The organism is Bradyrhizobium genosp. A, from assembly GCF_049949275.1.
In the GTDB taxonomy this organism is placed as follows: domain Bacteria; phylum Pseudomonadota; class Alphaproteobacteria; order Rhizobiales; family Xanthobacteraceae; genus Bradyrhizobium.
Map to the genome: position 1 here is coordinate 8,186,939 of NZ_CP188196.1, position 24,400 is coordinate 8,211,338.

Genomic DNA, 24,400 nt, shown 5'->3' on the forward strand with positions numbered 1-24,400 from the left:
GGGGTAGCCCCAAGCGAGGTCGGAGTTCGTGGCTACCCCTCACCCTGCCCCTCTCCCACAAGGGGAGAGGGAATGAGAGAGCGGCGCCCACCTTACTCGGAATGACATCGAAAGACGCGGACTTGTCGCTCGCGCCGATCATCGCCTCACCCCTTCGCCATCGCGCGATAATCGAGGCGGCGGTGGAACCAGTATTGGTAGCCGCTGATGTTCTTCTGCATCGCGACGTTGACGAAGGGCTGGTACAGCGGGATGCGCGGGATGTCGGTGTAGGCGAGGTCGACGAAGCCCTTCACGTCGGCATCGTACGCCGCGGTGTCGCCGGCGGCGGCTGCGGTGCGCGCGCCGTCGATGAGCTTGTCCATCTCCGCCGACTTGTAGCTCATGGTGTTGAAGACGGAATTGTTGCCGTGATAGCACCAGTAGAAGAAGTATTCGGGGTAATCGAGCCAGCCCGAGAACACGTTGGTGAAGAGCGGCATCTCCTTCTTGTTCAATTCGGTGCGCCAGTTGGCGCCGGGCACCTTGTTGATGGTGGTCTTGATGCCGATCTGGGCCAGGCTCTCCTGCACCAGCACGCAGAGCGGCTCGTTGACGCCGGCGAAGTTGAGATCGAACGAGATCGTGGTCTCGAAGCCGTTGGCGAGGCCTGCTTCCGCCATCAGCGCCTTCGCCTTCTCGATGTCGGTGTTGTATTTGTGCGGCTGCGGCCAGGCGACTTCAGTCGGCTTGTCCTTGGGCGCACCGAACATCGGGTTCGCCAGCCCGAACATCACCGCGTCCATGATCTTCTGATAGGGCAGCGCGTAGGCGACCGCCTGACGTACCCTTGGATTGTCGAACGGCGGCTTGGTGACGTTCATGCCGATATACTGGATGCCGTTGGAGAACGGCAGCGACACCACGTTGAGCTTGCCGCTGGCCTTCATCTCCTGGAAATCCTTGTTCGGGAGTTCGTAGGAGATGTCGGCGTCACCCCGCTCCAGCAGCGCACGACGGTTACCGGCCTGCGGCACCATGCGCCAGATCACGCGCTTGATCTTCGGCAGCGGACCGCAGACCCAATCCTCGTTGCGCTCCATGATCACTTCGGTGCCGGCCGTCCACTTCGTCACCTTGTAGGCGCCGGAGCCCGCGGTCTGCTGTTTTGTAAATTCGAGGCCCCAGGGATCCTTCTCGTTGGCGTTCTTCTTCACCAGCTCGGAGTTGACGATGCAGGGCACGATGACCGCAAGATCGGGAATCGTCAGCCTGTCCTTCTTCAGGAAGTCGACGCGCACGGTGGTGTCGTCGATGACGACGAACTGCTCCGGCTTGGTCAGCGAGCCCGCGCTCATCTGGAAGGTCGGGAAGCCGCCGACGCTGACGGCACGATCGAGCGACCACTTCACGTCCTTGGCCGTAACCGGCGTGCCGTCATGGAATTTGGCGTTCTTGCGCAGCTTGAAGGTGACCGACATGTCGTCGATCTTGAATTCCTCGGCAAGCTCGCCCTTGAACTTGTCGCGGTCGTAATAGGGCACCCCGCCGGGGCCGACCTTCATCTCGTGGCTGATCAGGCGGTCGTAGCAATTCCAGGACACTTCATAGCCGGGCACGTTGGTGCCGACGCCATGAATGTCGAGATTGTTGGGGCCGCCCTCCGAAACGATCAGCAGCGTTTCCGAGCGCGCGTCGGCATGGGCCGAGGAGATGACCTGCGGCATCGCCGGAAGCGCCGCGCCGGCGGCCAATCCGGACACGGACTTGAGAAAATCGCGACGCTTCATGGGGGTGCTCCAACGCGGATGTTTCTGGTTGGAACAGGATTCGCAAGGTTCGTGCCAAGGCTTAATGGCAGTTTTAGCTTTCGCTAATCCATTGTAATCGTTTTATAATTTCTGATTTTGCAGACGAGGCTTAGACATCCCAAGCCGCGCGTATTGCATACAAAGAAATTTATTTGCTCAAAAATTAGACTGAAACTTACATCGGCTTATTTGGTAGGCGTGGCGACTCACTCCGCCCAGATCAACTCCTGCAGCGCGACCAGATCGTCCGCCTTCGCCTGCCAGCCCTCGATGCAGATGTGGCTGTTGAGGTCGCTGGCCGCGTGCAACATCATCAACGCCATCAGGCGCCGCTTGAGCGCGTAGTCCAACTTCTCATAGCCAAAGCCTTCGAGCAGGCTGCGCACCCTCCTCGGCCGGCCCGCCGACATGAAGGCGCTCGGACCGAGCAGATCGTAGTCGCGCCAGCCCGCCCGGACGTCGCCGAAATCGAACAGGCCGGCGAGCGACCAGTCGCCGTCGTGGCAGGCCAGCAAGAAGTTTTCGGGAATGTATTCGCCGATCAGGATCACCGGCGGCGCATCCATCGGAATGAGCTCAGCTGCGTCGCGCAGGAGATCGTCGAGGCCGGCCAGGAATCTCGGCGCAAGGCCAAGACGGGTGTGCCGCGCCTTGCAACCCTGCATCTGCGTGTGCATGAACGCATTCCAGCGCGGCTCGATTTGCGCGAGCGGGCCGAGCGGCGCGCGCTGCACGGCCGCAATGGTCTCGCCGATCTGGCGCAGCACGCGCTCCTTCTGCGCTTCAGCGAGTTGCGGCCATGCTTCCGAGCCTAGCGTGCCGGCGAGGCGTGTGATGATGAGATAAGGCCAGCCGTCGCGCTCGCCCTCCGCGACGATCTCGGGGATCGGCAGATGCAGCTGGCCCCTGAGCTGCATCAGCGAGCCGCGCTCGGAGACGAATTGCGCGCGGAGCAGCAGCGGAAAGATTTTCAGGATCAGGCGATCACCGAAGCCAACCACGAGATTGGTGCCGGTCGAAAACACATGCGGCGAGGCAATGTCGATGCCGTGGCTGCGCGCGATGTCGAGCGCAATCGGCAGCCATCGCGGCGGATCGGAGCGAAAGCTGCGAAAGGTTTTCGCGTCGGCGAAAGCCGGTAGCGACGGAACGTTGATCATCCGCCCTGGCTCATCCGAATAAGTTTCGCGGATTCGGTGCAAGCCGAGCAGACGGTGCACCTCTCCCGCTTGCGGGAGAGGTCGTGCCGAAGGCGCGGGTGAGGGCTCTCGCCTCTGGGGGATTGTCCCGTTGCGGAGACACCCTCTCCCCAGCCCTCCCCCGCAAGCGGGGGAGGGAGCGCACCTCGCTCGCGGTTACAGCGATATCTGATCGCAACATTCTACCGCTCTGGGCTGGCGCGTTCGAACTGGCGCAGCAGCTTGTTGCCACGCTCGACCGCGGCATCGAGCGCGGCTTGCGCGCTCTTCTGGCCGGCAAAGGCCTGCTCCAGCTCCTCCTCGATCGCACCGCGGATCAGGTTGAAGGAGCCGAGCCTTACGCCCTTCGAATTCTCGGTCGGCGGATGCAGCGTGATCTCCTCGAACGAGATCGCCGAGCCCGGATTGCGCTCGTAAAAGCCTTGCGCGCGCGTCAGCTCGAAGGCGGCGCGGGTGATCGGCAAATACCCGGTGTTCTGGTGCCAGGCCGCCTGCACGCCGGGCTGCGACAGATAGGCGAAGAACCGCGCCACGCCCTTGTACTCCTGGCGCGGCCGGTCGCGCAGCACCCACAGCGTGGCGCCGCCGATGATCGAGTTCTGCGGTGCGCCCTTCACGTCGGGCCAGTACGGCATCATACCGTAGCCGATCTCGAATTTCGAATTGGCCTTGATGTCGGCGCGCGTCGCCGAGGAGCCGATGAAGATGCCGCATTCGCCGTTCTGGAAACGCGGCTCGGCCGCTTGTCCCCTGCCGCTATAGTCGAACAGTTTTGTCTTCTGCCATTCGGCGAGCTGGGCGACGTGCTTGACCACGACCGGATTGTTGATGGTCAGCTCGGCATCCAGGCCAGCAAAGCCATTCGCGCGCGTGGCCAGCGGCAGATTGTGAAACGCCGAAAAATTCTCGACATGGATCCAGGACGGCCAGGACGTAGTGAAGCCGCAGACAGCGCCGCGCTCGCGCAGGCGCTTTGCAGCGGCGCCCAGCTCGGGCCACGTCTTCGGCGGCGTCTCGGGATCGAGACCGGCGTCGCGAAACATTGTCTTGTTGTAATAGAGGATCGGCGTCGACGAGTTGAACGGGAACGACAGCAGATTGCCGCTCGCATCGGTGTAATAGCCGGAGACCGCCGGAAGATAGTCGTTGAGCGAGAACGGCTCGCCCATGTCGCGCATCATGCTGTAGACCGGATAGATCGCGCCCTTGGCCGCTGTCATGGTCGCCGTGGCGACCTCGTTGACCTGGACGATCGCCGGCTGGCTGCGCGAGCGGAAGGCAAAGATCGCGGCCGTCACCGTCTCGGTGTAATTGCCCTTGTAGGCCGGCACGACGCGGTAGTCGGATTGCGAGGCGTTGAAATCGGCGGCGAGCTTTTCAAGCTGCTTGCCGAGCTCGCCCGACATGGCGTGCCACCACGCGATGTCGGTGGCGCGCGCCTCGCAGTTCAAGGCGAGGGCCAAAATGGCGGCGGCGACCTGCAAAAGGCGCATTGCTGAAGTCACGATGGCTCTTCCCGGATCAAGCGGCAAAAGGCGACCGCACCCTGCTTAAGACGCGGCAGCTGCGGTTTCAACCGGGAATGAAGGCGGGCCGCGCTGCACAATCGCCCGGCCGGCCCCGGTGGGATGGCCTTCCCTTGACCATCTGCTAGATTGCGTTGAACCTTTTGGTCCCGCCATAGACTCCATCTCCGAGGGGTTGAGTGTGCCAGTGTTGAACCGTGCCGAACTCTCACGGACCGGGGTGATTTTCGTCGCGCTTCTGCTCGCCATCTGCGCGACGGGCGCTGCTGCGCGCGAATTCCGCGCCGCCGACACCCAGACCGAGGATTACCCAACCGTCCAGGCGCTGCGCTACATGGGCGCGCTGATCGCCGAGCGCACCGGCGGCCGGCACGAGATCAAGGTGTTTCACTCCCGCCAGCTCGGCGAGGAGAAGGAGACGATCGAGCAGACCCGCGCCGGCGCGATCGACCTCAACCGGACCAACGTCGCCCTGATCGGCAATTTTGTCCCGGCGATGAACGTGCTCGCGATGCCGTTCCTGTTCCGATCCATCGAGCACATGCAGAAGGTGCTGGACGGACCGATCGGCAACGAAATCCTCGCGAGCTTCGAGCCCTACGGCTTCGTCGGGCTCGCCTTTTACGATTCCGGGGCCCGCTCGATCTACAATGCGGTCCGCCCCGTGAAGAGCATCGCCGACCTCAAGGGTCTGCGGATCCGGGTGCAGCAATCGGAGTTGATGAGCGAGATGATCCGCTCGCTCGGCGCCGAGCCGGTCGAATTGCCCTATGGGCAGGTGCTCACGGGGCTCGCGACCCATCTGGTCGACGGCGCCGAAAACAATTGGCCATCCTTCGTGACCACAGACCATTACAAATATGCCGGCTACTACACGCTGACCGAGCACACGATGAGCCCGGAGGTGCTGGTGATCTCGCTCAAGGCCTGGCGCAGCCTGTCGGCCGACGACCAAACCATCTTCAGGGAGGCCGCGCAGCGCTCCAGCCAGTTCATGCGCGAGAAGTGGCGCGACCTCGAACAGCAGTCGCAGCTTAAGGCGCAGGCCGCCGGCATCACCGTGATCAAGGACATCGACCGCAAGCCGTTCGAGGACGCGATGGCACCGATCTACGCCAAGGCCGCGCGCGATCCCGCCGCGGCCGCGCTGATCGAACGCATTCGCAAGGTGGAGTGACCCTTCTGGCCGCGCCCGGACACAGCGAACTCGCAGACAGGCCGCCCGGCCCGGTCGGGCGGCTGCGCGCGCGCCTCGTCGGCGTGCTGCGGGCGGTGCCGATCCGCTGGCGCATCCTGTCGATCGCGGCGCTGAACTCCGCCGTGGTGATCGTGCTGGTGGCGATGATCTGGAACGGCGCGCAGGTGCTGGGCTCGGCCTGGGACGACGTGCGCCAGGTGCGTGAATCCGACCGAATTTTGGCGCTGCTGGAAAGCGAGACCGGACGGCTCCAGAACCTGATCCACCGCTACATCAACCAGCCGAGCCCGGACCTGTTCGCCGAGATCCTGCTGCTGCGCGAGGCCGTGCTGGGCACGCTGACCGACCGCGCCGCCAAGGACCCGATGCTGTCGGGCTCGGTCGAGGAGCTGGAGCGCACCACCGACCGCTTCCTCAACGGCTTTGGCGAGCTGCGCAGCGTGCAGGCCACCATCGCCGCGACCTATGAGGGGCAGGTGCAGGGCCCGGCCAGGGACATGGCGGGCCTGTACTCCATCATCGAGGGCGCCACCGGCCATCGCGACGCGCTGATCTGGCCCTCGCTCGGCAAGTCGCGCGAGGCTTTCACCGCGATGCTGGTCGCGGCCAATTCCTATTATCTGTCGCTGTCATCAGGCGCCGCCGACGATGCGCGCCGCAACACCGAGACGATCGAGAAGACCATTCCGGTCATGATCGATCTCGCCGACAACGATCTGCAGCGCATGGCGCTGCAAAAGCTCGCCGCCCGCACCATGGCGCTGCGCGAGGGCTTTGCAAAACTGTCCGAGCAGCTCACCAACCGCACCGAACTCTTGCGCAACACCATTGACGCCAGCCAGGCCGAGGCGATCGGCGCCATCGACGATCTCTCCACAAAAATGCGCCAGCGCGAGCAAAAGGCGCAGGAGACGTTTGACCACACGCTGGCGGATATCTCGCGCCGTGTGCTGTCGATCGCGGTGATCTTCCTCGGCATCATCCTCACCGCCGGCGTGCTGATCGCGCTGTCGATCCGGCTGCCGCTGCAGCAGATCATGGCGGCGATGCGCGCGATCACGCTCGGCGATCTCGGCCGCGAGGTGCAGGGCACCCAGGCCCGCGACGAGGTCGGCGCCATGGCGCGCGCGGTGGAGGTGTTCCGCGAGAATGCGATCGCGAAGCGCGAGACCGAGGACGAGCTGCGAGCATCGAAGGAGAAGGCCGAGAGCGCGCTGCTCGAGCTCAACGCCGCGCAGCAGAATCTGATCGACGCCGAGCGGCTCGCGGCACTCGGCGGCCTCGTGGCCGGCGTCGCGCATGAGGTCAACAACCCCATTGGCATCAGCCTGACCGTGGCCTCGAGTTTTGCGAGGCGCAGCGAGATCTTTGAGGCCCAGCTCAGGGGCGACGGGGGCCTGCGCCGCTCACAGCTGGAAGAGTTCGTGCAGTCCTCGCGCGACGCCTCGCTGCAGCTCGTCGCCAACCTCACCCGCGCCGGCGAGCTGATCCAGTCGTTCAAGCAGGTCGCAGTCGACCGTTCGCACGCCGAGCGGCGGCAGTTCTCATTGAGCGAAGCCACCGACCAGATCATCGCGAGCTTAAGGCCCGTGCTGAAGCGTGCGCCGATCACGCTCCAGGTCGACGTGCCCGAGGGACTCTTGCTCGACGGCTATCCCGGCTCCTATGGCCAGATCCTGACCAATCTGTTCCTCAACGCCGCCAACCACGCCTTCGCCGGCGGGCGCGCCGGCACCATCACGATCTCGGCCCGGCCGCGCGGCACAGACGACATCGAGATCATCTTCGCCGATGACGGGGCCGGCATGACCCCCGACGTGCAGCGCCAGGCCTTTGACCCATTCTTTACCACCCGGCGCAATGAAGGTGGCACGGGACTAGGCTTGCATATCGTCTATAACCTCGTCACCCAGCAGCTCGGCGGGCGGATGATGCTGGAATCCAAGCTGGGACAAGGCACGACTTTTCGCATTATCATGCCGCGGATCGCCAAGGGTGGCGGGCAAAGCACAGAAAGCGACGGGACTTCGCAATGGCCGAACAGGACGATGTCCTCCACCTGATCGACGACACCGGTACCGCGTCGGAGGATATTGACGCGCGGAAATGGAAGATCGCCGTCATCGACGACGATGCGGCCGTGCATGACGGCACACGTTTTGCGCTCTCGGACTACAGCTTGAACGGCCAGGGGCTGGAAATCCTTTCCGCCCATTCCGCGGCGGAAGGTCGCAAGCTGATGGCCGCGCATCACGACATCGCCGCGGTGCTGCTCGACGTCATCATGGAGACCGACGTCGCCGGCCTCGAGCTGGTCGAATACATCCGCAACGAGCTGAAGAACGAGACCGTGCGCATCATCCTGCGCACGGGCCAGCCCGGCCAGGCGCCGGAGCGGCGCGTGATCGTGCAGTACGACATCAACGACTACAAGGCCAAGACCGAGCTCACCGCCGACAAGCTGTTCACCTCGCTGACCGCGGCGCTCCGCTCCTATCAGCAGCTCGAGCGCATGGTGCAGACCAGGCGCGGGCTCGAGATCATCATCGATGCTGCGTCCACGCTGTACGACTTCAAATCGATGCAACGGCTCGCCGAGGGCGTGCTGACCCAGCTCGCCTCGCTGCTCAATGTCGACTGCGCCGGCATCCTGGTTTTGCGCGACAATGGCGGCGTCGATCCGGAGCTCTCGGTGCTCGCGGGCAGCGGCTGCTACAGCCGCTTCATCGGCACGACCTCGTCGAAGGCGCTCGACCCTGATTTGCGCCAGCTGGTGGAGGACGCCTTCCAGCGCCGCAAGAACGAATTCGCCGACCATCGCAGCGTGATCTATCTACGCACCGGATCCGGCCGCGAGGTCGTGGTGCTGCTCCAGGCCGAGCGCGAATTGTCGGAGACCGACCGCTCGCTGGTCGAGATCTTCTCGAGCCGGCTCTCGATCGCGTTCGACAACGTCATCCTCTACCAACAGCTCCAGGACGCCAATACGCAGCTGGAGGACCGCGTCGCCCAGCGTACCCGCGCGCTGATGCAGGCCAACAGCCGCCTGTCGGCGCAATGGCTGCGGCTGCAGCGCGCCAACGGCTTCAAGAACGAGATCCTGGGCACGGTCGCGCATGATCTGAAAAACCCGCTCGGCGTCATCCTCGGCCGCACCGAGATGCTGAAGGAGCTGATCTCGACCGGCGCCTCATCGAGCGGCGTGGTCGCCCAGGTCGATCACATCCGCGACGCCACCAAGCGCCTGACCACGATGGTCGATCATCTGATCTCGGATGCGATGGCGGATGCCTTCGACATCACCATCCGCCGCGAGCCGGTCGACGTCGCGGCGCTGGTCAAGGAGGTCGCCGAGGCCAACCAGCCGCTCGCGGTCAACAAGCAGCAGGCCATCCACCTCACCGCGCCGACCAACATCGTCACCATGTGCGACACCGACCGCATCCGCGAAGCGATCGACAATCTCATCAGCAACGCCATCAAATACTCGCCGATATCAGGCAAGATCACGGTTGCGGTCGCCCATGAGGGCCACGACACCATCATTCGCGTCAGCGACGAGGGCGCTGGCCTGTCGCCGGAGGATCTCGGCCGCCTGTTCGGCCGGTTCCAGCGGCTATCCGCAAAACCGACGGCGGGTGAGAGCTCGACGGGGCTTGGGTTGTCCATCGTCAAGCGTATTATCGACATGCATGGCGGCGAGGTAACCGCCGAAAGCGACGGTCCGGGCAAGGGCTCGACCTTCACAATCACCCTGCCCGCGACCGAGATGCCGTGATTTGAGCACTGAGATCTGCAAAATTCCGAAGTGACATGACACAAAGCCAGCACATCATGATCGTTGACGACGAGGCCCCGGCTCGGGAGATGGTCGGCGATTACCTCAAGATGCACGGCTTCACGGTGACGCTGTGCGACGGCGGAAAGTCGCTCCGCGCCGCGATCGACGGCGGCATGCCCGACCTCGTCGTGCTCGATCTCAACATGCCCGAGGAAGACGGCCTGTCGATCATCCGCGACCTCAAGAGCCGCATCAACGTTCCCGTCATCATGCTCACGGCGACCGCGAGCCCGATCGACCGCGTCGTCGGCCTCGAGCTCGGCGCCGACGATTACGTGGCAAAACCCTGCGAGTTGCGCGAGCTGATGGCGCGCATCCGCTCGGTGCTGCGGCGGAGCGCGCCGGTGAAAGCCGCTAGCGCCCACGCTTCGCCTGCGAAATCGGACAAGGATCAGCTGGTGCGCTTCGGCACCAAATGGCTCGACCTCGAAGCCCAGGCCCTGCGCGACGACGAAGGCAACGAGCATCCGCTGACCGCGTCCGAGTTCGGGCTCTTAAAAGTGTTCGCGGCCAATCCGAAGCGCGTGCTGTCGCGCGAGCGCCTGCTGGAGCTCGCCAATGCGCGCGACGCCGAAGCCTTCGATCGCGCCGTCGACCTCCGCATCATGCGCATCCGCCGCAAGATCGAGCCCGACCCGACCAAACCCGCCGTGATCCGCACCATCCGCGGCGGCGGCTATCTGTTCTCACCCGCGGGCGAGAAGGCGTAAGGGGCAGCGGAGCTGAGTGCCGTAGGGTGGGCAAAGCGAAGCGTGCCCACCATTCTCGCAGCATTTGCCGATAGATGGTGGGCACGGCGCGAAGCGCGCCTTTGCCCACCCTACGGCACTCTGGTTCGGTCGCGACCTTCACCGGGACGTGTTTGCGGCGCGCCCAAACGCAAGCCCCCGAAAATCGTTCCGCCCAGTCCAAATCCGCAGTACCGTATTTTCCGTACATTGAAATTGCACGCTTTTTTGCCTCGAATGTTTCGTCGCGGCCGTTACGACGAAACAATTTGACGCTGCACGAAACCATTTTCCCCGTTTCGTGCAGACGTCCCGAAACGTTGGCTCATTAACACTTTGGCCCAAGGAAACGCCGCTCGGTTGCGGCGCACCGGGGAGCTAAGTCAATGCCGAACGTCATCGCCATCAACGCCCAAGCCAGCCAGAGCATCATTGCCGCTCAGGCGACCTCGGACGATATGCTTCTTGAAAGCATTGCCGACGGCAACCGGACGTCCATGCACATCCTTTATTGCCGTCACAGTGTGCGCGTGTACCGTTTCATTCTGCGCATCGTCCGCGACGCCACCACGGCGGAAGACCTGGTCAGCCAGGTGTTTTTGGACGTGTGGCGGACCGCCGGCCAGTTCCAGGGCCGCTCGCAGGTCTCGACCTGGCTGCTGTCGATCGCCCGCTTCAAGGCGCTGACCGCGATGCGCCAGCGCCGGTTCGAGGACATCGACCAGGACGACGTGCGCCAGATCCCGGACGGTTGCGACACGCCCGAGACCTCGCTCGACCGCAGCGACACCAGCGCCATCCTGCGCGCCTGCGTCGCAAAGCTGTCGCCCGCACATCGCGAGATCATCACCCTCGTCTACTACCATGAGAAGTCGGTGGAGGAGGTCGGGCAGATCATCGGCATCCCCCAGAGCACGGTGAAGACCCGGATGTTCTACGCCCGTAAGCAGCTCGCCGATTTGCTTAAGGGGTGTGGCGTCGACCGTTTCGCCGCCTAAGACCAATGATTTCAATGTGATAGGGCCGGATTTCCAGCCCCATCCCGGGACACGAAAGCGTTACCGCCGACGAAACAAATGAAACAAAGCACAACATCAGGCGGAAAAACTTCGTCCCTATAAAGATCACATACGGTTTCGTTAAACCTCCCAAGGCCTCCAACGACCCGGACGATGCCCCGTCCGGGTCGTTTTTATTTGGGAGTAGGTGTCTCCGCGGGCCCCGCCTCTCCCGCACCCCTCTCCCCCGCCCTCCCCCGCAAGGGGGGAGGGAGCGCACTGCCGTTGCCGCCAGCACTTTTGCCTCGCGAGACAATGCCGCTGTCACGAGCGCGTGACACCGCGTAACGATCTCCGCATCCATCCCGAACTGCCCTCGTGACCTCCATCACGAGTGCCCCATGCTTGAGCTTCTCTTCGCCATCCTCGCCGGCATCCTCACCATCGCCGCGCCCTGCACGCTGCCGATGTTGCCGATCCTGCTCGGCGCCTCGATCGGGCGCACGTCGCAGCTGCGCCCCGCCATGATCGCGCTCGGTTTCGTCGTGTCCTTCTCCGCCGTCGCGCTGCTGCTCGGCGCGCTGACGCGGCTGTTCGATTTCGATCCGAACGTGCTGCGCGAGGCGGCTTCGATCCTGCTGCTCGGCTTCGGCCTGCTGATGCTGTGGCCGGCGCCGTTCGAATGGCTGTCGATCCGGCTCAATGGCTGGCTCAATCTCGGCGCTGCCGGCGGCGCGCAGCGCGAGGGCGCGCTCGGTGGTCTCGTGCTCGGCACCACGCTCGGCCTGGTCTGGACGCCTTGCGCCGGCCCCGTGCTCGGCTCGATCCTGACACTGGTCGCGACCTCGAAGAATCTGGCCTGGGCCGGCACGTTGCTGGTGGCCTACGCGATCGGCGCCGCGATCCCGATGCTGGCGATCGCCTATGGCGGACAGGCCGCGACGACGCGCGTGCGCAGCCTCGCGCGCATCTCGCCGCGCCTGCAGCAAGGCTTTGGCGTGGTCGTGATCGCCTTCGCGCTCGCCGCCTACTTCCAATACGACACGCTGATCGTGGCGTGGCTCACCGGCTTCTACCCCACCGGCCAGATCGGCCTGTGATCGCTTCACATCTCAACGGAGGACGCTTGCATGACTTTCAAACTGCTCACTGTGACCGCCGCGCTGATCGGCTTCGCTGTCACCGGCGCCGTCGTCCCCGGCATCTGCGACGAGGCCACGCCCGCGGCGCCGGTCAAGGTCGCGGCCGCCAGCCAAACGGCGACCGCGCCCGACTTCGCCGGCATCAGCAACTGGTTCAACTCGAAACCGCTCAACATCGCCGATTTGCGCGGCAAGGTCGTGCTCGTCGACTTCTGGACCTATGGCTGCGTCAACTGCGTCAACACGCTGCCACACGTCACCGACCTCTATGCCAAATACAAGGACAGGGGCCTCGTCGTGGTCGGCGTGCACACGCCGGAATTCCCGTTCGAGCGCTCCGCATCCAACGTGCAGGCCGCGTTGAAGCGTCACGGCATCACCTATCCGGTGGCACAGGACAACGATTCCAAGACCTGGAACGCCTACCGCAACCAATATTGGCCGGCGCAATACATCATCGACCAGAGCGGCAAGATCGTGTTCCAGCACGAAGGCGAAGGCCGCTACGACGAGATCGACCGCACCGTGGCCAAGCTGCTGAACGCCAGCAGCTGATGTCGTACAGGTTAGACAAAGAGTCCTATAGGATGGGAGGACGGCATGGGCCATCATGCCTAAGCTGGGCGCGATGGCGTAGCTAAGCAGCGAGATCGGCGCCCCATAGCCACAACTCGTCGCGTTGTGACTGGAGCGCCGATGCTATCGAACCTTGATCCGATCGTGCTTGCACGCGCGCAGTTTGCATTCACGATGTCGTTCCACATCGTGTTTCCGGCATTCTCGATCGGGCTTGCCAGCTATCTTGCAGTGCTGGAAGCCACCTGGCTGTGGACCGGCCGGCAAGTCTTTCTCAACCTCTTCCATTATTGGCTGAAAATCTTCGCGATCGCATTCGGCATGGGCGTGGTGTCGGGCATCGTGATGTCCTACCAGTTCGGAACCAACTGGTCGGCCTTTGCCGACAAGACAGGACCGGTCATCGGTCCCCTGATGGCCTACGAGGTGCTGACCGCCTTCTTCCTCGAAGCCGGGTTCCTCGGCGTGATGCTGTTCGGTCTTGATCGCGTCGGCCCGAGGCTGCACTTCGTCGCGACGTTGATGGTTGCGATCGGCACGCTGATCTCGGCGTTCTGGATCCTCTCCGCCAATTCGTGGATGCAAACCCCGGCCGGCTACGCCGTCAACTCCGATGGCCAGTTCGTGGTCGCCGACTGGCTCAAGGTCATCTTCAATCCGTCCTTTCCCTACCGGCTCTTGCATATGGTGCTCGCCGCCTATCTGACCACGTCACTCGTGGTCGGCGCTGTCGGCGCGTATCATCTGTTGCGGAATCCGCATCTTGCCGGCCCCCGGGTGATGTTCTCGATGGCGATGTGGATGGCGGCACTGGTCGCGCCGGTCCAGATCCTGGCTGGCGACCAGCACGGCCTCAACACGCTGGCGTATCAGCCGGCCAAGGTCATGGCGATGGAAGGGCATTACCAGAGCCACAGCGACGGCGCGCCGCTCGTCCTGTTCGGCCTGCCCGATCAGGAAGCCGGAAGGGTCAAATACGCAATCGAGATACCGAAGCTGTCCTCTCTGATCCTGAGGCACTCGCTCAATGCGCCGCTGCCGGGACTCGACACCGTGCCCCGCGAAAACTGGCCGCCGGTACCGATCACATTCTGGTCGTTCCGCGTCATGGTCGCGCTGGGCTTCCTGATCTTCGGGCTGGGGCTTTTCAGCCTGTGGGCCCGCTGGCGCGGCACCCTGTTCGACTCGCGGCCACTGCACATTTTCGCGCTGACGATGGGACCGGCGGGGTTCATCGCGGTGCTCGCGGGCTGGATCACCACCGAGACCGGCCGGCAGCCTTTCACGGTCTATGGCCTGCTGCGAACGGTGGACGCAGCCTCGCCACTGGCCGCGCCGGCGGTAGGGTCGTCATTGCTGGCCTTCATCCTCGTCTATTTCATCGTGTTCGCGGCGGGCGTCGTCTACATCCTGCGCTTGATGGGATCATCGCCGCATCATGGAGAGCAGGGGCCAAGCGGCGACATGCCGGCGCGTGCGGCCGGCATCACTCCGGCCTCGGGCGTTGCCGGACAGGGATCGCTGTCATGATCGCCGCCATCGACCTCGCCACAGTCTGGGCGTTCGTCATCGCGTTCGCGGTGTTCGTCTATGTCGTGATGGACGGCTTCGATCTGGGCCTCGGCATCCTGTTTCCCTTGTTTCCCGCCAAGGCCGACCGCGACGTCATGATGAATAGCGTAGCGCCGGTCTGGGATGGCAACGAGACCTGGCTCGTACTGGGCGGCGGCGGCCTGATGGCCGCCTTTCCGCTCGCCTACGCGGTGCTGATGCCGGCGCTCTACACACCCATGATCGCGATGTTGATCGGACTGGTCTTCCGCGGCGTCGCCTTCGAATTTCGCTGGCGTACCACCGCGGCGCGAAACCGCTGGGACATTGCCTTTGCCGGAGGATCATTGCTGGCGACGCTGGCACAGGGCGTCGCACTCGGCGCCATCCTGCAAGGCGTGCATGTCGAGGCACGACAATACGCCGGCGGGTGGTGGGACTGGCTGACGCCGTTCAGCCTGCTGACGGGAATTGCCCTGATGATCGGCTACTCCCTGCTGGGCGCTACCTGGCTCGTTCTGAAGACCGAGGGCGACCTGCGCGACAAGGCCTACCAGCTGAGCTGGTATCTGCTGTTCGCGATGCTTGCGGCAATCGCAACGGTCAGCATCGCCACGCCGTTTCTCAGCATCCAATATGCGCAGCGCTGGTTCACCTGGCCGAACATCATCCTGGTCACGCCGGTTCCGATCGCTATCGCGGCCGTGACCGCGCTCCTGATGCGAAGCCTCGCACAGAAGCAGGACTCCAGGCCGTTTATCCTGTCGCTGGTTTTGTTCGCGCTGTCCTATGCCGGGCTCGGCATCAGCATGTATCCCTATATCGTCCCGCAGAGCATCACGATCTGGCAGGCGGCTGCGCCGCAAAACAGCCAGCTATTCATGCTCGTCGGCGTGGCCGGACTGGTGCCCCTCATTCTCGGCTATACTGGTTGGGCCTATTGGGTCTTCCGCGGCAAGGTCCGGGCCGCGAGCGGGTACCATTGATGCGGCGCGCAGCAGAGCCGAGACCGCTGGGGCAGCGACTGATGTGGTTCGCCGTTCTCTGGCTCGGCGGTGTGAGCGCTGTCACCGCGATTTCGTTCGGACTGAGACTGTGGCTTGCGCCGACATGATCGGCCCGGGCCGCCGAAAGGGATCGTGCCACGGCGGCGGAGACCGGTTCGCGACGAGATCGACCGCACGGTGGCGCGGCTGCCGAACGCCAGCAATTGATGCCGCATGCCGCGGCTTGCGTTGCTGCTTGACTCCACGGACCCGTCCGTGGAGTTTCGCGAGCCTCGGAATCGGCCGCCGCAATGGACGACGCGACCACCAGCAACGACATCCGCCTTCGCGAGGGCTCCTCGATCGCGCAGCGGCTGGTCGTGGCCGGCTCTGCGGCGGCCGTTGCACTCTGTTTCACGCCGGGCCTGTTCACGCACGATGCGCTGGAGGTGATCGTCGCCGTGGTCGCGCTGCTGGCGGGCGCAGCGTTCGTCGGCGCCGTCATGCTGACCCCGGCGGTGGTGTGGATCATCACGCCGGACGAGATCCTGATCGGACGGCAACGTCCGTTCGGCAAGCTTCAGACCCGGATCGTCACGAAAGACGACATCACGGGGCTCCAGGTTCCCGGCAGTAAAACCGCCAGGGCCCGCTTCCAGCTGGCCTTCACGCTGGCCTCGGGCGAGCGCCTGACGTCCCCGCCCCTCGCCGACGTCACGCATGTTCATGACACCGTGGCCCGGATCGCCGCGCAGTTCGACGTTCCCGATGTCGAGGCACCCAGCAATCCGCTCGATGCCAGCAATCCCGAGATGCGTCTTGGCGACCCCGTCGAGCCGTTTTCGCAGAGAGACATCCGGATCGCGGCCCTGATCGCCGTCGCACTGAGTGTCGCACCCTACGCCTATAGGCTCTGGCGCGGCTTGCCGCCCAATCTGATCGACATCATGCTGCTGCCGCTTGGATTGATCGCAGCTTTCGCGGTCTACCGATTTGCCAATCTCGTCACCGGCGCCTTCTGGATCATCCGCGAGGGCGATATCCGCGTCGAGCGCCTGTGGGGCAACGGCCAGCCGCGCGCGGACCATATCGAGGGGCGCGACGTGAAGGCGATCACGGTCGAACGCCGCGGCCGGTCCGAGGACGAGCACTGCATCGTGGTGATCCGGTTGCAGTCCGGCCGGCGGTTTCGCAGCCCCCGCATCGGCTCGCGCAACGAGGCGCGCGCCGTGGGCGCCGAGATCGTCCGGCGGCTCGGGATCGGGGCGGAGAGCAACCAAATCTGAAACGGAACGGTTTTAGGTTGGATCGATTGCGCGGTGGCGGCCCCTTAGCCTCTCCCGCTTGCGGGAGAGGCCGACGCGCCCCGGGCGATGCGAAGCATCGTCCAGCGCGGCGGGTGAGGGTTCTCTCCACGTCGGGAGTGTCCCATTGCGGAAGCACCCTCTCCCAACCCTCCCCCGCGGGGGAGGGAGTGCACTGACATCGCGGCACAATCTGTGCTTTTCGCGCCATCCCGTTCATGGCATTGCCGGGCTTCGTCAAAAAACCAAAGCATTCTCGTGACATATCAGCCGGGCGCGCCTTTAACTTGCCACGAAGCTGCCCCTGAGTTCAGATGGTCCTAACGATTTGCGCTGTGGCAGCGGGGAGAGCTTGAAATGACGGATTTTCGTCGCCTGACCGGGGCGTTGTTGGCTGCGATGGGGCTGATCCTGTGCGCGCCGCAAGCCTTCGCCCAGCAGCCTGACCGCGGCGACGAACCCGGCCTGATCGCGGACGACAGCTACCAGCTCGATCCCGAATGGCAGAAGCAGGTCGTCTACTACCGCACGACCGAAGCGCCCGGCACCATCATCATCTCGACCACCGAGCGCCATCTCTATCTGGTGCAGCCGGGCGGGCGCGCGATCCGCTACGGCATCGGCGTCGGCCGCGACGGTTTTCAGTGGCAGGGACTGGTGAACATCACCAACAAGAAGGAGTGGCCGGATTGGACGCCGCCGCCGGAGATGATCCAGCGCCAGCCCTATCTGCCGCGCTTCATGGCCGGCGGCCCCGGCAATCCGCTCGGTGCCCGCGCCATGTATCTCGGCTCGACCGTCTACCGCATCCACGGCACCAACCGCCCCGACACGATCGGCACCAAGATCTCCTCAGGCTGTTTCCGTCTCGTCAACAATGACGTCGCCGATCTCTACGATCGCGTCCCTGTTGGCACCAAGGTCGTCATCCGGCAGAAGCCCGAACTCTAAACTCCCTGCCTTCGCAAGAATTCCTTTTCCCGATTTTTCGAGAGAGCAACATGATGCGCACATTTCGAGGCGGCCTGCTGATCGGGCTCGCGGTCGCCGTGCTGGTCGGCGCCTTGGCCGTCATCTACGAATTCTACGACACCCGCACTCTGAAGCGCACGGTGCGCCGCGGCGAAGTGCTGTGCGGCGTAAACAAGGGCCTGCCGGGCTTCTCGATCCCCGACGACAAGGGCAACTGGACCGGTTTTGACGTCGATTTCTGCCGCGCGGTGGCGGCCGCGATCTTCGACGACCCGAGCAAGGCGCGCTTCGTGCCGCTCGACGCCAGCGAGCGCTTCAAGGAATTGCAGAGCCGCAAGGTCGACATCCTCTCGCGCAACTCGACCTGGAGCATGTCGCGTGAGCTCGATTACGATCTCTACTTCCCCGCCGTCGCCTATTACGACGGCGAAGGTTTCATGGTGCCGCGGTCCCGCAACAAGGAGACGTCGCTGGACCTCGCCGACAGCAAGGTCTGCGTGCAGGCCGGCACCACCACGCAGCTCAACCTCGCCGACTACTTCCGTGCCAACAACATGAAGTATGAGCTGGTGAAGTTCGACAAGCTCGAAGACGTGGTGAAGGCCTACGACGCCGGCAAGTGCGACACGCTGACCGCCGACGTCTCGCAGCTCTATGCGCTGCGGCTGAACATGTCGAAGCCCGGCGACCACATGATCCTGCCCGACATGATCTCCAAGGAGCCGCTCGCCCCGGTCGTGCGCCAGCGCGACGACGACTGGATGATGATCGTGAAGTGGACGCTCTACGCGATGATCAACGCCGAAGAGCTCGGCGTCACCTCGGAGAATATCGACGAGGCCCTGAAGTCGAAGAAGCCGGAAGTGATGCGGCTGGTCGGCACCGAGGGCAATTACGGCGAGCAGCTCGGCCTGACCAAGGACTGGGCCGTGCGCATCATCCGCCGCGTCGGCAATTACGGCGAGATGTACGAGCGCAATATCGGCGAGAAATCGCAGCTGAAGATCCCGCGGGGGATGAACCAGCTGTGGAACGCCGGTGGCGTGCAGTACGCACCGCCGATGCGGTGACGGCGCTCTCCGCCGTCATTGCGAGGAGCAAAGCGACGAAGCAATCCAGAATCCCTCCGCGGTGACAGTCTGGATTGCTTCGCTTCGCTCGCAATGACGAGCCTGGGGCGAGCGCTCTCCACGCTCTCAACCGTCATCGCCCGGCTTGACCGGGCGATCCAGTATTCCAGAGACAGTTGTTGTTGATCGAAGGGCCACGGCGTACTGGGTCGCCCGGTCAAGCCGGGCGACGACACTGAGTATGAGGCGCGAACTTCGCGCTCACGCGCACGCCTCAATACCCCCGCGCCCTCGCCAGTTGCTCGGTGTGGTAGTTCGCGTCACCGAACAGTTCCTCGCACACGCGTGCGCGCTTCATAAAGAAGCCGATGTCGAACTGGTCGGTCATGCCCATGCCGCCATGCATCTGCACGCCTTCCTGCACCGCGCGGGTGGCGGTGGTGCCGGCGCGGGCTTTTGCCACGGCGACGGCCGAGGCGGCCTTGGCGACATCGGCATCCAGCGCCTGCAGCGCCTTCATGGTGGCGGCGCGGGTGATCTCGATGTCGACATAGAGATCGGCGGCGCGGTGCTGCAGCGCCTGGAATTCGCCGATCAGCTTGCCGAATTGCTTTCTATTCTTGAGATACTCGACGGTGCGGCTGAAGACCTCGTCGCTCAGGCCCACCATTTCGGCAGCGACGGCGCCGCGGCCGATATCGAGCACGCCATCGAGCAGGGCGGTGCCCTGATCGACCTCGCCGAGCACGCTGTCGGCATTGACCTCGACATTGGAAAGCTCAATCCGCGCCGCGTTGTGCGCGTCGACCATGATGGTGCGCTCGATCGCAACACCCTTGGCCGCAGGGTTCACCAGGAACAGCGTCAGCCCCTCGCGCTCGCCGGCGGAGCCCGCGGTGCGCGCGGCGACGATGAAGAGATCGGCGACGTGGCCGTCGACGACGAGCGCCTTGGCACCCGAGAGCTTGAAACCGTTGCCGGCGCGCACCGCCTGCAAGTTGGTCTGCAGCGGGCGATGCTTTGCGCCCTCGTCGATCGCGAGCGTCGCGAGCAGCGAGCCGTTGGAAATCTTCGGAAGATACTCCGACTTCTGCGCGGCGTTGCCGCCACGGTTCAGCGCCGAGGCCGCGACCACGCTGGTGGCGAGGAACGGCGACGGCATCAAGGTGCGGCCGATCTCCTCCATGACGATTCCGGCTTCCATGAAGCCGAGGCCGCTGCCGCCGAACTCTTCCGGCACCAGCAAGCCGGCAAAGCCCATCTCGGCGAAGGAGTGCCACAGCTCCTTGGAGAAGCCGGTGGGATCCTTGCTATCGCGTAGAGATCGCAGGTGCGACACCGGCGCCTTGTCGCTGATCAGCCCGCGCGCGGAATCGCGGAGCATTGATTGTTCTTCGGTGAGGACGAGGGCCATGTGCGTGTTTCCGATTCGAAATCTATTTGTCTTCGTCATTCCGGGATGGCCCGAAGGGGTCAGGCCCGGAATCCATCAAGCAGCACGTACGCGGTCAGATGGATTCCGGGCTCGCGCTGCGCGCGCCCCGGAATGACGTGTGGTTAGAGCTCACTCAAGCCCCCGGCAGATCGAGGATGCGCTTGGCGACGATGCCGAGCATCACCTCGCTGGTGCCGCCCTCGATCGAGTTCGCCTTGGTGCGCAGCCAGGCGCGCGGGCGGGCGCCCTGCCGCGAACGCTCGCTCTCCCATTCCAGCGCGTCGACGCCGCCTGCCGACATCAGGATCTCGTAGCGACGCTTGTTGAGCTCGGTGCCGTAATATTTCATCGCCGACGAGAACGCCGGATGCGCCTGCCCGGCCTTGGCGAGATCGACTGCGCGCTCGGCGCAGGCCGCAAGCGCGGCTTCGTCGACGTCGAAGGTCGCGATCCGGCCACGCAGCATGGAATCGTCGAGCCGCCCCAGCGCATCGGCGCCGACCGAGTCGGCCGCGATCTGGCCGAGCGGACGGCCGACGCCGCGCTCGCCCATGCCCGAGATCATCGCGCGCTCGTGCTGGAGCAGATATTTCGCAACATCCCAGCCGCGATTGACGGTGCCAACCACATGCGACTTCGGCACGCGGACGCCGTCGAAGAAGGTCTCGCAGAACGGCGAATAGCCTGAGATCAAGAGGATCGGCTTGGTGGTGACGCCCTTCGAGGTCATGTCGAACAGGATGAAGCTGATGCCGTCGTGTTTCTTGGCGGCAGAATCGGTGCGGACGAGGCAGAAGATCCAGTCGGCGTAGTTGGCATAGGACGTCCAGATCTTCGACCCCGTGATAACGAAATCGTCGCCGTCGCTCTCGGCGCGGGTTTGCAACGAAGCGAGATCGGAGCCGGCGTTCGGCTCGGAATAGCCCTGGCACCAGCGGATCAGGCCGGCTGCGATCTTCGGCAGATGCTCCTTCTTCTGCGCCTCGTTGCCGTATTTCAGCAGCGCCGGCCCGAGCATCCAGATGCCGAAGCTCGACAGCGGCGGACGCGCGCCCATCTTCGCCATCTCAGAGCGCAGCACCTTGTGCTCGGCAGCGCTGAGGCCGCCACCGCCGTACTCCTTCGGCCAGTCCGGCACGGTCCAGCCCTTGTCGCGCATGCGCTCGAACCAGATGCGCTGCGGCTCCGACGCGAATTTCGTATTGCGCCCGCCCCAGAACACTTCGCCATCCGACGTCACGGGCTTGCGCATTTCCGGCGGACAGTTGGCCTCGAGCCAGGCGCGCGTTTCGCTGCGGAATGTTTCGAGATCGGCGGTCTCAGATTCGCTGGTTTTGGAATCAGTCATGGGTCGTTTCCATCAATCACAATCGACTTATTGGGCGCGACTCTGGGCCATCGCACTGCGGAATTCAACCACTTCCGCAGCCCGTCATCCGCTATAGTCACCTCCGCGACGGTGCTTGAAAACAAAGAGGAAACGCGAATGCGCCTGAAACTTCTTTCGCCTGGCGAAATGAGCGAGAGCCAGCGGCAGACCTATGACGAGTCGATTGCCGGCAAACGCGGTAAGCCGCCGGCGCCGATGATGGCCTGGCTCAACAGCCCCGACATGGCCCGTCACGCGACGCGGCTCGGCGAGGTCTTGCGCTACGACACGATCTTCCCAGCAAGGCTCTCGGAGATCGCGATCCTGTTGACGGCACGGCACTGGACCGCGCATTACGAATGGTATGCGCATAAGCGCCTCGCGCTTGCGGGCGGCATGAAGCCCGAGATTGTCGACGCGATCCGCGATCGCCGCACGCCTGAGTTCGACGATCCCAAAGGCAAGATGATCTACGACCTTGCAAAATCGCTGCATGAAGGCCACTGCGTCGAGAAGGGGCTCTACGATGAGGCGGTGAAGCTTCTCAGCGAGCGCGGCGTGGTCGAGGTGATCGGGCTGTGCGGCTATTACACCATGGTGTCGATGACGCTGAACACGTTTGAGTTCGAGTTGCCCGAGGGCGAGATGCCGGAGCTCTCGTAATTGTCCATTCGGATGCATAATTGCGCATCTGGAAACGCTGGGTTTCGGGATCAGCCCGTAGCGCCGTCCCGATGCCCGGCTTAAGTGGGGTTCAGTCACGGAGCAACACCATGTCGCAAACGCAAGCCGTCGCCGCCGGCACCAGGATCGGCCACGTCCACCTCAAGGTCGCCGATCTCGATCGCGCGCTCGGCTTCTATTGCGGCGTGCTCGGCTTCGAGCTGATGCAGCGCATGGGCTCGGGCGCGGCCTTCATCTCGGCCGGCGGCTATCACCACCACATCGGGCTCAACACCTGGGAAAGCAAGGGCGGCTCGCCGCCGCCGCCAGGCACGACCGGGCTGTTCCACACTGCGATCCTCTATCCGACGCGGCCGGCGCTGGCGGACGCGCTGCACCGCGTGCTGTCGGCCGGCATTGCGCTGGACGGCGCCAGCGACCACGGCGTCAGCGAGGCGCTATATCTGCGCGATCCGGATCAGAACGGCGTGGAGCTGTATTGGGACAGGCCGCGGGAGCAATGGCCGTTCGGGCCGGATGGGAAGCTGGCGATGTTTACGAAGCGGCTGGATGTGGAGGCGTTGTTGCGACAGCGCGAGGCGTGATGCCGTAGGGTGGGTAAAGCGAAGCGTGCCCACCAATCCTTTCAGCACGACTGGTGAGTGAGATGGTGGGCACGGCGCTGCGCGCCTTTGCCCACCCTACGAAGTCCTCGCGCGCGGCTTCCCCCGCATCATGATCAACGCCGCAGCCGTCACCTCCAGCGCGATGCAGAGATAAAACGGCAACGAATACCCGCCGGACCAATCCCGCAGGAAGCCGACGACGCCGGGACCGAATGCATAGGTCACCTGGTTGATCGCGGTATTCAGGCTGATCAGCACGCCGAACGAGGCGGAGTCGAACTCCTGCTGCACGATCAGCGACGGCAGGGTGATGAGATTGCCGACCGAGAAGCCGAACACCGCGCAGGCCGCGATCAGCACATAATCGTTGTGCAGATTGATGACGACGCACAGCGCGGCTGCCTGGCTGAGGAACGACAGCGCGGACGCCAGCCGCTGGTCGAGGCGGTCGATCACCATCGAGAACAGCACGCGGCCGATCACCGCCATCGCGGTCAGCACCGCGACCGCCACGGCGGCGCGCTCGCGCCCGATTACGGGGTCGAGGAACGAGATCAGGTGCACGATGAAGCCGACCTGGGCGAACAGCACCAGCGCGAACGCGATCGTCACGGTGAGGAAACCGACGTCGCGCAACGCATGCGTGCGGATCTCCGCTGACGATTGCGGCTTCGCTTTCGCCGCCGCGTGCCAGCCATGGAGGTCGGGCGGCCGGCCGACGACGAAGAGGATCACCGGGAGCAGCAGCACCAGCATGGCGCCGGCGGCGGCGTACATCGCGCTGGCGAAGCCGATATGACCAATCATGGTCACCAATAGCGGCACGCCGACGATGCCGCCGAAGCTCGCACCGTTGAGCGCCAGGCTGATCGCCATGCCGCGCTTGTGGTCGAACCACAGGCTGATGGTGTTGGTGATTATGGCGAGGCTGGTGCCGGCCCAGCCGAAGGCGAGGACGGCGTCGGCCAGGTAAAGCTGCCAGGGCTCGCGCACCTCGCCGATCGCAACGGCGGCCGCCACCATCGCCAGCGTGCCGGCGACGAGACAAAGCCGCGGGCCATATTTCCGGACGGCCTCGCCGACGAAGACGACGAGCAGCGCGCCGAACAGATAGAAGAACGTGGTGCCGGACGAGATCAGCGAGGTCGGCCAGCCCCGCGCGCGCTGCAGCTCGGCGACATAGACGCTCTGGCCGTAGAAGCCGAGCCCCCAGCCAAAGGTCGCGAGCAGGAAGCAGACGGCGACGATGCGCCAGCCTTCGTAGCGGAGGGAGGATTCGTCGATCGGGGTGTGTTGAGGATTATCGAGCATTGCCACTTACTCCGTCATGCCCGGGCATAGCCGTCTGAAGGACGGCGTCGCTTCCGCCCGCCTATGTCCCGGGCATCCACGTTCTTGATTGCACACCGAAGACGTGGATGGCCGG

General features: G+C 64.2%; 20 protein-coding genes. 14 read left to right on the top strand and 6 right to left on the bottom strand.

All coding sequences use genetic code 11. From position 1 onward, the window contains the following. Positions 1–146: 146 nt before the first annotated feature. From ACP2YP_RS38405 to ugpB, 3 genes are all read right to left on the bottom strand, one after another. Positions 147–1,769, bottom strand: coding sequence for an ABC transporter substrate-binding protein (locus ACP2YP_RS38405; protein WP_426421473.1), 1,623 nt, complete (start codon positions 1,767–1,769; stop codon positions 147–149). A 227-nt stretch (positions 1,770–1,996) separates the two neighbouring features. Next, entirely contained in the window at positions 1,997–2,950 is a 954-nt protein-coding gene (locus ACP2YP_RS38410) for an aminoglycoside phosphotransferase family protein (RefSeq protein ID WP_426421474.1), read from the bottom strand. 221 nt (positions 2,951–3,171) lie between these two features. Then, positions 3,172–4,482 carry a sn-glycerol-3-phosphate ABC transporter substrate-binding protein UgpB gene (gene ugpB / locus ACP2YP_RS38415; RefSeq protein WP_426426427.1) on the bottom strand — a complete coding sequence of 437 codons (1,311 nt, stop codon included), beginning with the start codon at positions 4,480–4,482 and terminating at the stop codon, positions 3,172–3,174. A gap of 214 nt (positions 4,483–4,696) precedes the next feature. On the opposite strand from ugpB, the gene ACP2YP_RS38420 reads away from it, so the two are divergent. The 12 genes from ACP2YP_RS38420 to ACP2YP_RS38475 all read left to right on the top strand — a co-directional run bounded on the left by ACP2YP_RS38420 (position 4,697) and on the right by ACP2YP_RS38475 (position 18,881). Continuing rightward, positions 4,697–5,692 carry a TRAP transporter substrate-binding protein gene (locus ACP2YP_RS38420; protein ID WP_426421475.1) on the top strand — a complete coding sequence of 332 codons (996 nt, stop codon included), beginning with the start codon at positions 4,697–4,699 and terminating at the stop codon, positions 5,690–5,692. 5 nt (positions 5,693–5,697) lie between these two features. After that, positions 5,698–7,776 (top strand): ATP-binding protein, encoded by a 2,079-nt coding sequence (locus ACP2YP_RS38425; protein WP_426426428.1) that lies wholly within the window; start codon positions 5,698–5,700, stop codon positions 7,774–7,776. After that, complete coding sequence (locus ACP2YP_RS38430) at positions 7,746–9,491, top strand: ATP-binding response regulator (RefSeq protein ID WP_426421476.1); 1,746 nt, start codon at positions 7,746–7,748, stop codon at positions 9,489–9,491. The genes ACP2YP_RS38425 and ACP2YP_RS38430 overlap by 31 nt, the downstream gene beginning before the upstream one ends. 35 nt (positions 9,492–9,526) lie before the next feature. Beyond that, positions 9,527–10,264 carry a response regulator gene (locus ACP2YP_RS38435; protein WP_426421477.1) on the top strand — a complete coding sequence of 246 codons (738 nt, stop codon included), beginning with the start codon at positions 9,527–9,529 and terminating at the stop codon, positions 10,262–10,264. Positions 10,265–10,668: 404 nt separating this feature from the next. Then, positions 10,669–11,280, top strand: coding sequence for a sigma-70 family RNA polymerase sigma factor (locus ACP2YP_RS38440; RefSeq protein WP_426421478.1), 612 nt, complete (start codon positions 10,669–10,671; stop codon positions 11,278–11,280). Positions 11,281–11,681: 401 nt separating this feature from the next. Further along, positions 11,682–12,380, top strand: a complete 699-nt coding sequence (locus ACP2YP_RS38445) for a cytochrome c biogenesis CcdA family protein (RefSeq protein WP_426421479.1) — start codon at positions 11,682–11,684, stop codon at positions 12,378–12,380. A gap of 30 nt (positions 12,381–12,410) precedes the next feature. Further along, positions 12,411–12,977 (top strand): thioredoxin family protein, encoded by a 567-nt coding sequence (locus tag ACP2YP_RS38450; protein ID WP_426421480.1) that lies wholly within the window; start codon positions 12,411–12,413, stop codon positions 12,975–12,977. Between the two features lie 141 nt (positions 12,978–13,118). Beyond that, positions 13,119–14,528, top strand: a complete 1,410-nt coding sequence (locus ACP2YP_RS38455) for a cytochrome ubiquinol oxidase subunit I (RefSeq protein WP_426421481.1) — start codon at positions 13,119–13,121, stop codon at positions 14,526–14,528. Next, positions 14,525–15,535 carry a cytochrome d ubiquinol oxidase subunit II gene (cydB, locus tag ACP2YP_RS38460; protein WP_426421482.1) on the top strand — a complete coding sequence of 337 codons (1,011 nt, stop codon included), beginning with the start codon at positions 14,525–14,527 and terminating at the stop codon, positions 15,533–15,535. Before ACP2YP_RS38455 ends, cydB begins: the two co-directional genes overlap by 4 nt. 311 nt (positions 15,536–15,846) lie before the next feature. After that, positions 15,847–16,821, top strand: a complete 975-nt coding sequence (locus ACP2YP_RS38465) for a hypothetical protein (RefSeq protein WP_426421483.1) — start codon at positions 15,847–15,849, stop codon at positions 16,819–16,821. Positions 16,822–17,196: 375 nt separating this feature from the next. Next, complete coding sequence (locus ACP2YP_RS38470; RefSeq protein WP_426421484.1) at positions 17,197–17,790, top strand: L,D-transpeptidase family protein; 594 nt, start codon at positions 17,197–17,199, stop codon at positions 17,788–17,790. A gap of 53 nt (positions 17,791–17,843) precedes the next feature. Then, entirely contained in the window at positions 17,844–18,881 is a 1,038-nt protein-coding gene (locus tag ACP2YP_RS38475; RefSeq protein WP_426426429.1) for an amino acid ABC transporter substrate-binding protein, read from the top strand. Positions 18,882–19,155: 274 nt separating this feature from the next. Here ACP2YP_RS38475 and ACP2YP_RS38480 read toward each other — a convergent pair whose 3' ends face one another. Then, positions 19,156–20,295: an acyl-CoA dehydrogenase family protein gene (locus ACP2YP_RS38480; protein ID WP_426421485.1), complete on the bottom strand. Its 1,140-nt coding sequence runs from the start codon at positions 20,293–20,295 to the stop codon at positions 19,156–19,158. A 154-nt stretch (positions 20,296–20,449) separates the two neighbouring features. Then, on the bottom strand, positions 20,450–21,664 hold the full coding sequence (locus ACP2YP_RS38485) for an acyl-CoA dehydrogenase family protein (RefSeq protein ID WP_426421486.1): 1,215 nt from the start codon (positions 21,662–21,664) through the stop codon (positions 20,450–20,452). 138 nt (positions 21,665–21,802) lie between these two features. Here ACP2YP_RS38485 and ACP2YP_RS38490 point away from each other — a divergent pair, with 138 nt between their 5' ends. Both ACP2YP_RS38490 and ACP2YP_RS38495 read left to right on the top strand, forming a co-directional pair. Beyond that, entirely contained in the window at positions 21,803–22,348 is a 546-nt protein-coding gene (locus ACP2YP_RS38490) for a carboxymuconolactone decarboxylase family protein (protein WP_426421487.1), read from the top strand. Between the two features lie 110 nt (positions 22,349–22,458). Further along, complete coding sequence (locus ACP2YP_RS38495; RefSeq protein ID WP_426421488.1) at positions 22,459–22,953, top strand: VOC family protein; 495 nt, start codon at positions 22,459–22,461, stop codon at positions 22,951–22,953. A gap of 96 nt (positions 22,954–23,049) precedes the next feature. Here ACP2YP_RS38495 and ACP2YP_RS38500 read toward each other — a convergent pair whose 3' ends face one another. After that, a complete protein-coding gene (locus ACP2YP_RS38500) occupies positions 23,050–24,285 on the bottom strand; it encodes an MFS transporter (RefSeq protein WP_426421489.1) in 1,236 nt (411 codons plus the stop codon). Positions 24,286–24,400: the final 115 nt, after the last annotated feature.

Bases quoted from the DNA above. Each gene is read 5' to 3' on its own strand.
- ACP2YP_RS38405 (WP_426421473.1), bottom strand. From the start codon at position 1,769: ATGAAGCGTCGCGATTTTCTCAAGTCCGTGTCCGGATTGGCCGCCGGC.
- ACP2YP_RS38465 (WP_426421483.1), top strand. From the start codon at position 15,847: ATGGACGACGCGACCACCAGCAACGACATCCGCCTTCGCGAGGGCTCC.
- ACP2YP_RS38435 (WP_426421477.1), top strand. From the start codon at position 9,527: ATGACACAAAGCCAGCACATCATGATCGTTGACGACGAGGCCCCGGCT.
- ACP2YP_RS38500 (WP_426421489.1), bottom strand. From the start codon at position 24,285: ATGCTCGATAATCCTCAACACACCCCGATCGACGAATCCTCCCTCCGC.
- ACP2YP_RS38485 (WP_426421486.1), bottom strand. From the start codon at position 21,664: ATGACTGATTCCAAAACCAGCGAATCTGAGACCGCCGATCTCGAAACA.
- ACP2YP_RS38450 (WP_426421480.1), top strand. From the start codon at position 12,411: ATGACTTTCAAACTGCTCACTGTGACCGCCGCGCTGATCGGCTTCGCT.
- ACP2YP_RS38455 (WP_426421481.1), top strand. From the start codon at position 13,119: ATGCTATCGAACCTTGATCCGATCGTGCTTGCACGCGCGCAGTTTGCA.
- ACP2YP_RS38410 (WP_426421474.1), bottom strand. From the start codon at position 2,950: ATGATCAACGTTCCGTCGCTACCGGCTTTCGCCGACGCGAAAACCTTT.
- ACP2YP_RS38475 (WP_426426429.1), top strand. From the start codon at position 17,844: ATGCGCACATTTCGAGGCGGCCTGCTGATCGGGCTCGCGGTCGCCGTG.
- ACP2YP_RS38470 (WP_426421484.1), top strand. From the start codon at position 17,197: ATGACGGATTTTCGTCGCCTGACCGGGGCGTTGTTGGCTGCGATGGGG.
- ACP2YP_RS38495 (WP_426421488.1), top strand. From the start codon at position 22,459: ATGTCGCAAACGCAAGCCGTCGCCGCCGGCACCAGGATCGGCCACGTC.
- ACP2YP_RS38440 (WP_426421478.1), top strand. From the start codon at position 10,669: ATGCCGAACGTCATCGCCATCAACGCCCAAGCCAGCCAGAGCATCATT.
- ACP2YP_RS38490 (WP_426421487.1), top strand. From the start codon at position 21,803: ATGCGCCTGAAACTTCTTTCGCCTGGCGAAATGAGCGAGAGCCAGCGG.
- cydB (WP_426421482.1), top strand. From the start codon at position 14,525: ATGATCGCCGCCATCGACCTCGCCACAGTCTGGGCGTTCGTCATCGCG.
- ACP2YP_RS38430 (WP_426421476.1), top strand. From the start codon at position 7,746: ATGGCCGAACAGGACGATGTCCTCCACCTGATCGACGACACCGGTACC.
- ACP2YP_RS38480 (WP_426421485.1), bottom strand. From the start codon at position 20,295: ATGGCCCTCGTCCTCACCGAAGAACAATCAATGCTCCGCGATTCCGCG.
- ugpB (WP_426426427.1), bottom strand. From the start codon at position 4,482: ATGCGCCTTTTGCAGGTCGCCGCCGCCATTTTGGCCCTCGCCTTGAAC.
- ACP2YP_RS38445 (WP_426421479.1), top strand. From the start codon at position 11,682: ATGCTTGAGCTTCTCTTCGCCATCCTCGCCGGCATCCTCACCATCGCC.